Below are 8,895 nucleotides of genomic sequence, written 5' to 3' on the forward strand. Positions count from 1 at the left end.
ATCCTCAGGAAGCACAGTATGAATTCATGAGAGGCCATGGCGAACTCGTAGACCTTGCCGAGGCTGAAGGAAGAACGGCTCTGGAAGGCGCTCTCCCCTATCCGCCAGGAGTCATCTGCGTACACGCCGGTGAAGCATGGACCAAGACGGCTGTTGAATACTTCTTGGACCTCGTGGAAGGAATCAACCAGCTCCCGGGCTTTGCTCCTGAAATCCAGGGTGTCTATGTCCAGGAAGGCGAAGACGGCCTGAAACACGCTTACGGATATGTCCTCAAGAAGGAATTTGAAAAATAACAGCAAAAGCACCGTTTCCCAATGCGGAAGCGGTGCTTTTTGCGTGTAATGATTCAGTTCAAGTGGTGCCTGAAAAGATAGGCGGCCACGGAGAGTGTTACGGCGGAAATAACACTAAGCGGAATGAAGTTCCAGAAGAGCTGTCCGAAGGTAAGGCCCTCAAGGTAAATGCGTCGGATGAGTTCCAGTGCAAAGCGGAGCGGATCCGCATACGTAATGATCTGGAGGAACCGCGGCATATTATTGATCGGCGTGACGACGCCGGAGAGAAGAGCCATCGGCACCATCAGGACTACGACATAGACAAGCACCTGCTGCATGTTCTTGGAAATGGAGGAAACGATGAGGCCGCAGCCTGTCGAGCTCAGCACGTAGAAGAAAATAGCCGTGTAGAACATGCCGAAGTTTCCTGCAAACGGCACATTGAACCAGAAGTAGCTGATACAGAAGAGAATCGTGCACTGAATGAATCCAACGATCATTGGCGGCATGGCTTTGCCGATCAGTATAACTGACGGGCTGACAGGAGCAACAAGAAGCTGCTCGAAGGTGCCTTCTTCTCTTTCTCTTGCCACCGAAAGCCCCGCCAGAACAAAGACCTGCGCAAAGCTCAAAAGCCCGATGATTCCCGGCATGAAGAACCAGCGCGTGATCTGGTTCGGATTGTACCATGTCCTTGTAATGACCGTCACAGGTGCCGAGACGCCTGTCCTTTCCTGATTGAAGCTGTTTACGATACGGCCTGCGTAGCCGGTAACAAGGCCGGCGACCATCGTATTTCTTCCGTCGGATATGATCTGGACGGGAGCCTTTTCTCCCTGATCAAGCCTATCCTGGAAATCCTGCGGAATGGAAATCGCCATGACAGCTTTTTCCTGCTCTATGTACGGCGCGATTTCATTGGCATTCGACACGGTCGCCACGCGGTGGAAAAGCGATGTCCCGTCAAAGCGGGAAAGAAGGTCTGCCGAAGCCCCGCTCCTGCTCTGGTCAAGGACGACATAGGGCGCATTTTCCAGATTGTAGTTGGCCGCATAGCCGAAGAGGAACCCCATCAGGATACAAGGAATGACGACAATCCTTCTTGTCGCGGGATCTTGCCAGATGGAGAGGATTTCCTTCTTGCAGATGACGGCAAGCTGCTGCAGAAAAAGCTGGAAGGTGCTCATCATTCCACCTTCTTTCTCGTGATGCCAAAAGCGATGCTCACGAAGCATACAGCATAAAGGATGAGAATGCCGCCCTGCGTCAGAAGGATCGTCCAGTTATTGCCGGATAAGAAGAGCGAACGGATGCAGACGAGATAGTGGCTGAAGGGAAGGATTTCCCCTACAGCGCGCACGACGATCGGTGTCGATCGTAAATCGAAAATGAACCCTGACAAAATAAAGCAGGGAAGGAAACTGATCAATAGCGAAAGCTGGCAGGCCAGGAACTGGTTCTTCGTGACGGCTGAAATCATCAGCCCGATGCCAAGCGCAACCAACAGGTAAATCATGGATATGCCAAGAATGGCGGAAAGTGAACCGACCATGGGGACGCTGAAGAGGAACCTTGAGAGAACAAGGCAGATGCCTGTACCAAGGAGTGCGATGAAGAAGTACGGCACCATCTTGGCAAGGACAAGCTCCATCGGCTTTACCGGCGTGACGAAGAGGGATTCGAATGTCCCCCTCTCCCATTCACGGGCCATGACGACCGAGGTCAGCATGACGCCGATAATCGTCATGATCAGCATGACGAGGCCCGGGATGAAGAACCATGTACTGGAATTGGCATTGTTATACCACATGCGCGGTTCGACTGTCACTGTCCCGAAGGATGCAGCGCCGGACATATGGCGTGCTTCCCAGGAGGCGATAGAGGTATCGACGTAGGTCTGCACGCTCATGGCCGTCGCTGTTTCCACGCCGTCAAGAACAAGGAGCATCTTTGCATTCCCTTCGTGGAGGCGCGCTGCGAAATCCGAAGGCACATCGATGATGGCATTCACCTTCCTGTCTGTCATCATCTGCTCGGCTTCCTTGAAACTTGTGACATAGGTTGGCGAGAAATATTCCGACCCGTCCATGAAGGAAAGGACATCCTGGGAGGCCGGCGAAGGGTCTTCCAGGACAACGGCGATCGGCACGTTCTTGACGTCAAGAGATATGCCGTATCCGATGATCAGGATCAAAATGATTGGAAGAGCAATCCCCAGAAGAAGGGAACTGGAGTCTCTGGAAAGCTGGAGAAACTCTTTGCGGATGAGCGCTTTCATGCGCCGAAAGAATCCGGAACTCATGATTTCTCCCCTTCCTTTCTCGACCGCTCGACGATTTCAATGAAAATCCTGTCCATGTCAGCGCCCGGCTGCCCAAGTTCCTCGCGGATTTCCGAAGGACTTCCGATGGCCAGAAGGATGCCGTTGTCCTGGATCATGAAACGGTCGCAGTACTCGGCTTCTTCCATGAAATGCGTCGTGATGATTATTGTCGTGCCCCTCGCGGCAAGGGTCGTGATTCTTCTCCAGAAATTTCTTCTGGCCAGCGGGTCGATGCCCGAGGTCGGTTCATCGAGGAAAAGAATCTGCGGCTCATGAAGAAGCGCCGCTGCCATGGAAAGACGCTGCTTGTACCCGCCCGGCAGGTCTTCCGCCAGACGGTCAAGGACATCTTCCAGATCGAACTCCTGGCAGAGCTCCCTGATCCTTTCAGAAAGTCTCCCCTTCGGTACGCCATAGATGCCGCCGAAGAATTTCAGATTATCCAGGACGGACATATGGCTGTAGAGGGAAAACTTCTGCGCCACATACCCGATATTCGCACGCGCCTGCGTCCTTGCCTTTCTAAGGTCGACGCCTGCGACGGAAAGAAAGCCGCTTGTTTCAGGAAGAAGGCCGCAGAGCATTTTGAACGTCGTCGTCTTGCCTGCACCGTTCGGCCCTAAAAGACCGAAGATTTCTCCCTTATGCACTTCAAAGGATGTATTGGAAACAGCCGTAAAGTCCCCGAACTTCTTGACGAGGTTCTTTACGACGATATTGACTTCACTGGACGGTCTTCCGCCCCGGTCCAGCACGTCTTCTGCTTCTTCTGGTGGTGCTTCATGGCCTTCCGCTTTCCGAAGGAGCGTCATGAAACCGTCTTCCAGTTTGGCCGGAACGGGCGTGGGCTCAAGGTGATGCCTCTTGAGGTATGGTATTTCATCGACGCCCTTTTCCATGATGAAATGGACGGTGCCGCCTCTTGGCACTGCATCGACGATCAGTTTCGTCTCATCGATCAGATGCGCCTGCAGGATGCGTGTGGGGACGCCTTCTTCCGGAAGGACATTATAACAGCGGCCGTCTGCGATCCGGCAAAGATCCTCCGGCGTGCCATCCGCCAGAAGATTCCCCTTATGGAGGACGAAGACATGGCTGCACATTTCTGCTTCATTCATGTATGCCGTACTGACAAAGATGGAAAGGTGTTCTTCCTTGACGAATGTCTTCAGTATTTTCCACAGCTCGCGCCGGGAAAGCGGATCGACGCCGACCGTCGGTTCATCAAGAAGGAGAAGATCCGGCGAGCGGACGAGCGTGCAGGCAAGGCCCAGCTTCTGCTTCATGCCGCCGGAAAGCTTTCCTGCAAACCGGCCAGTAAAAGGCGCCAGCCCCATCATGTCCAGCAGTTTCCCGAACCTTTCAGGCCTCTTTTCCTGAGGAACGCCGTGAAGATCAGCATAAAGATCGAGATTTTCCTGCACTGTCAGATCCTCATAAAGGCCGAACTTCTGCGGCATGTAGGAAATTCGGCTCTGGATTTCTTCCGCATCCTTCACGCTGTCCATGCCAAGGACGGTAAGGCTGCCGGATGTGGGATTCATGAGGCCTGCAATCAGGCGCATCAGCGTCGTTTTCCCCGCACCGTCAGGCCCGATCACTGCCGTGAGCTCGCCTTTTTTGACAGAAAGAGAGAGTCCGTTCAGCGCCGTCAGCGGTTTCTTCCCCTTTATGGAAAAGACCTTATTCAGTTTCTCTGCGCGGATCACATCTTTTTCCACACCCATCATCCTTTACAATTTGATTTTCACGGTCGCAGGCATGCCCATGCGGAGGACATTGTCCTTGTCGTCGACATAGACGCGGACTTCATAAAGAAGAGCAGTACGGAGCTCATTCGTCTGCACGCTCTTTGGCGTAAATTCTGCTGTCGAGGAAATATATCCGATCGTGCCATTGACCGGCTTGTCCGGATAGCTGTCGATATAGACGTCAGCGGCTTCTCCTTCATGAATTTTTCCAAGGTCCGGTTCAGCCACATAGACGCGGACCCATTTCTTCGTATCAAGGGAAATGCGGAAAACCGGTCTCTGCGGGGAGGCCATGTCTCCGACTTCCAGAAGCCTTGAACGGATGACACCGTCCTGCGGTGCAATGAGTTCTGACTGGGACAGTGTATATTCCTGCCCGGCAAGGGTATCCTGAAGCCCCTTGAGCTGTGCTTCGGCAGCAGCTACATCTTCTGCGCGCGGACCTGCCTTGGCAAGGTTGTTTGCCTGTTCGGCTTCTGTCAGTTTGGAGGAAGCGACGTCAAGCTTTGCCTTTGCATCATCAATGGCCTGCCTGCTGATGGCTTTTCCACCGGAAGTATTATAGGAATCCATCTTCCTGTTGTAGTCGGCGGTCAGGAAATCCTTCTCTGCCTTTGCCGCATTGACCTTGGCAGCCGCCTGCGCCAGGTCTTCCGGGCGCGTGCCGTTGTGCATCTTGTCGACAACAGCCTGCTGGGCAGCAATCTGGGATTTCGTCACGTCGATCCTGTAATTCAGATCCTGCGTATCAAGCTTGGCAAGGACCTGTCCCTTCTTCACTGTATCCCCTTCATCGACGAGGATTTCCGTGATGCGGTCGCTGTTTCTGAAGGCAAGGGAAACTTCCCTGAGATCGACATTGCCGTTCAGTTCAAGCTGGCTGGCAGCAAGCTCAGCCTGCTTCTTTTCGTGATATTCGTAAAAAGAGAAAATGAGGAGAACGGCAAGAATGATGGCGCCGATTCCAAATTCCCTCTTATGGTTCTGTATGGTTTCCATCATTTCCCTTCACCTCCTGCATTTTCCTCGTTCTGATCATTTTTTGCGCCTTTTATCGTTTCCTCATCCAGCGGCTTCCAACCGCCTCCGAGCGCTTTGAACAGGGAAACAAGGTCTGTCATCTGTTTTCCCTTTGCCACAGCACAGGACTGGTTCAGGGAAAGATAGTGACGCTCGGCATCAAGCACGCCCATGTAATCGGAAAGGCCGTGCTGGTACTGATTTTCTGCAAGGTCCAAAGCTTCCTTCGCCTTATCCCTCCCCGTTTCCAGGGAATCCTGCCTGACCTTATCCTGGCTGACAGCCGTCATCGCCGTGCGGACTTCTCCGGCCGCCTTCAATACCGTATTCTCATACTTTGCCTTTGCTTCTTTTTCCTTATCGGACTGCACGTTCACGTTTCTCCTGAGCGCCCCGCCATTGAAGAGCGGGAATGTGACCTGCGGCATGATGCCAAAAGCACGGCTTCCTGCCGAGAACAGTCCTCCTGTTCCAAGCGTTGCGAGCCCCAGTACGCCCAGGATGGAAATTTTCGGCTTCATCACAGCCTTTGCCTCATCAGTCTTTGCAATCTGCGCGGCCCATGCGCTTTCAGCGGCATAGACATCAGGCCGCTGCCTCAGCACGTCGGCAGGAATTGCATTATACAGTGTCGGATCGATGTCAGGACGCGGCTTTGGTGTCATGAGCATGGCATCAAGTGCGCCCGGCGTCGTTCCTGTAAGGATGGCAATCTTTGACATAGTGCCTGCAATGGACGACTTGAGCTCAGGAATCTGGGCTTCCGTTTCCTTCAGCGTATATGTCAGCTGATCGACCGGCACGGAGGAAACAAGGCCGCTTTCCTGATTCACCTGCATGAGTGACAGATTCTCCTTCATGTTGGCAATGGACTTTTCTGTCACATCCAGTTCTGCCTGAAGCGTCCTCAGCGTGATATAGTTCATGGCCACTTCTGCAGAAAGGGATACCCATGTGGAATAGAGCATGCCTCTCTGCGCTTCAAGCGCTCCCCTTGCCTCCCGGACCTTGGCACTCTTCTTTCCGAAGAGATCGAGCTCCCAGGACGCATCAAGGCCTGCATACGTTGCACTGTTGCTTCCTTCGATGCCAAGCGGCATGTTCTGGAGCTGGGCTGGAAGTATGCCGCGCGTGATATCATCCGGCATTTCTCCGCGGACCCATCCTCCGGCAGCATTCACCCATGGAAGCTTCTCAGCCTTCGTGATGCCTACCTGCTCTCTTGCCTGCAGGAGCCTTGAGCGGGCCTCTTCCATATCGCGACTCCCGTCAAGCGCCTTTTCGATCAGCTCATTTAACGTATCGTCATGGAATACAGTCCACCAGGATGAAAGTGTTCCCGCAGAAAGGGATGCATCCGGATTTCCTGTAAAATATGGATTTTCATACTGGACGGCCGCACGGGTCCACAATGGCATGGCAGCTTTTTCCCCTGCAGCCGCCTCCTTGGCCGAGACTCCTGCTCCGCAGCAGAGGAGAGAACACAGGATAAAGCCCCATACCGCTCTTTTTCTCTGATTCATAACTACCTCCCGGATTTATGAAGGCACAGCTTTATCAGCATTGCTTGAATTTAAACTCTTTGCTTATAGTATAACAGAAAAATAACAAGCTGCTCTTAGGAATTTCAACCGCTAGTCATTTCCCGCATAAAAAAAGACTATGCAGAAAATCATTCCTGCATCCCCTCTTTTTAATAGTTCCGGTTTATTCTTTTTTGAGTACCTTCACGATTTCTCCCATGAAAACGCTGTGGTTGTTGCCGGCCTGTCTGCCTTCATTCCAGCGCTGGTATGTTTCCTTGTCCGTGTAGAATTCAGAAGACATTTCATGCGAGTAAATCTTCTTGCATACAAGGATGAGATCGGCTTCTTCTACAGCGGCAGCTTCGTCACCGATGAAGCATGGGGTGAGGCCGCTTCCTTCGAACTTGTCTCCGTCGCGTCCGGAATGGGATCCCATGTAGCTTTCCTTCGGCTTGTAGGAAACCGGGAGGACGGAAAGCGTGTAATAGTCCTGGCTCTCCAGGATCGTCTTGGTGAAACGGCTCTGACGGATATAGATCGTCGCAGTCGGTTTTCTCCACATGACGCCGAAGGACCCCCAGGTGACAAGCATCGAATTGCATTTTTCCTTATTGCCTGCTGTAACGATGCAGTACTTTGACAAATCGGCAAACGGATTGATCCCGCATTCTTCTACAGGTATTTCTTTGAAAGACATCGCATATTCTCCTTTATTAAATAATAGGAACATTAATAAATGATGTGACTATTCTTATATTATACCATATAAATCGGTTATTTTCGAAATAAGGAAATCACATTTCTTCATTCAGACTGCGGACGAGGTCTTCTGCTTCGGAGAGCCGGCAGGAGAAGGAGCCCTGCACCATTTCGCTCCTTCCGCCGCCTCTTCCATGAAGCGCCTTGTTCCATTCCCTGATGAGCGGACGGAGATCTTCCCTGGCGCTTCCGATGGCATAGTTCAGGGAGTCCTGATCCTTCTTTGACAGGACGAAGTAGATGTCATCCTTCCCTGTTCCCGTCAAATATTCGCAGAATTTGCGGATTTCCCCGGCGTTCAGCTCTTCTTCGTACAAAAGGACGGCGCGCTTTCCCTCTGCGAGAACGCCCGCTTTAAGAGCGAAATAGCAGCGGTTGGCATCAGCAAGCCTTGCCATGAGTTCTGCCTTCTCTTCAGCCTGTTTTTCGACAGCTTCCTTCGTTTCAAAAGGCTTGACAGAGAAACGGACGGCAATGTCCTCATTGAGGTCGTAAATCTTATCCATCATTTCCATGGCTCTTCTTCCGCAGACAAGCTCGATGCGGACGCCGCCTTTATGTCTGGCAAGGGAGAGGACTTTGACGATGCCTACCTCCCCTGCGCGCGATACATGCGTGCCGCAGCAGGCGCAGGTGTCGCCTTCAGGAAATTCCACGATGCGGACAGTACCATCAAGCTCGATCTTGCTTCTGTAATCCATGGAGGAAAGCTCTTCCTTTGACGGGAAGGAAATCTTCGTCTCTTCATCCTTCCAGATAATTTCATTAGCTTCTCTTTCGATGTCCAGTGCATCCTGCCATGTCATCATGCCATTGAAATCGACCGTCACGATATCATGCAGGTGGAATCCCACATTGTCATAGCCGAATTTCTTATGGACAAGGCCGGAGAAGATATGCTCGCCGGAATGGTTCTGCATATGGTCGAAGCGGCGGATCCAGTCGATGACACCATGGACCTTCGTTCCTTCTGCTAAAGGCTTGTCAGTATAATGGATGATCACTCCGTCTTTCTTCCGTACGGATGTGACTTTGGCATCATTCAGGGTGCCGGTATCCCATGGCTGTCCGCCGCCTTCAGGATAAAATGCCGTATCATCCAGGACGACTTCGAAGCCGTTCTTCCCTTCGTGGCAGGATGTGACGACTGCGTCAAATTCCTTCAGATAGGCATCTTTATAAAAGAGTTCATTCATCTCCATCTTTGTTCTCCTTGTACGTGGTAAAAAGAAAAGACG

The 8,895-nt window shown here is 52.2% G+C and carries 8 protein-coding genes; 1 reads left to right on the forward strand and 7 read right to left on the reverse strand.

Translation table 11 applies throughout. From position 1 onward, the window contains the following. On the forward strand, positions 1-296 hold a 296-nt coding region (locus M3200_RS07990; RefSeq protein ID WP_502685330.1), incomplete at its 5' end, for an Orn/Lys/Arg family decarboxylase. Positions 297-349: 53 nt separating this feature from the next. On the opposite strand, the gene M3200_RS07995 is transcribed toward M3200_RS07990, so the two are convergent. The 7 genes from M3200_RS07995 to M3200_RS08025 form a co-directional block, all read right to left on the reverse strand. Further along, the gene (locus M3200_RS07995) at positions 350-1,468 is read right to left on the reverse strand and encodes an ABC transporter permease (RefSeq protein WP_022383008.1); all 1,119 of its coding nucleotides are present in this window, start codon (positions 1,466-1,468) and stop codon (positions 350-352) included. Beyond that, positions 1,465-2,580: an ABC transporter permease gene (locus M3200_RS08000; RefSeq protein ID WP_022383009.1), complete on the reverse strand. Its 1,116-nt coding sequence runs from the start codon at positions 2,578-2,580 to the stop codon at positions 1,465-1,467. Before M3200_RS08000 ends, M3200_RS07995 begins: the two co-directional genes overlap by 4 nt. Further along, positions 2,577-4,328, reverse strand: a complete 1,752-nt coding sequence (locus M3200_RS08005) for an ATP-binding cassette domain-containing protein (protein ID WP_288178233.1) — start codon at positions 4,326-4,328, stop codon at positions 2,577-2,579. Before M3200_RS08005 ends, M3200_RS08000 begins: the two co-directional genes overlap by 4 nt. 6 nt (positions 4,329-4,334) lie before the next feature. After that, the gene (locus M3200_RS08010) at positions 4,335-5,354 is read right to left on the reverse strand and encodes an HlyD family secretion protein (RefSeq protein WP_022383011.1); all 1,020 of its coding nucleotides are present in this window, start codon (positions 5,352-5,354) and stop codon (positions 4,335-4,337) included. Beyond that, entirely contained in the window at positions 5,351-6,895 is a 1,545-nt protein-coding gene (locus M3200_RS08015) for an efflux transporter outer membrane subunit (RefSeq protein WP_022383012.1), read from the reverse strand. The genes M3200_RS08010 and M3200_RS08015 overlap by 4 nt, the downstream gene beginning before the upstream one ends. A 184-nt stretch (positions 6,896-7,079) precedes the next feature. Continuing rightward, the gene (locus M3200_RS08020) at positions 7,080-7,595 is read right to left on the reverse strand and encodes a flavin reductase (protein WP_022383013.1); all 516 of its coding nucleotides are present in this window, start codon (positions 7,593-7,595) and stop codon (positions 7,080-7,082) included. Between the two features lie 97 nt (positions 7,596-7,692). Continuing rightward, the gene (locus M3200_RS08025; protein ID WP_022383014.1) at positions 7,693-8,859 is read right to left on the reverse strand and encodes an alanyl-tRNA editing protein; all 1,167 of its coding nucleotides are present in this window, start codon (positions 8,857-8,859) and stop codon (positions 7,693-7,695) included. Positions 8,860-8,895 lie beyond the last annotated feature (36 nt).

The organism is Dialister sp. CAG:357, from assembly GCF_000435155.1.
In the GTDB taxonomy this organism is placed as follows: domain Bacteria; phylum Bacillota; class Negativicutes; order Veillonellales; family Dialisteraceae; genus Dialister; species Dialister hominis.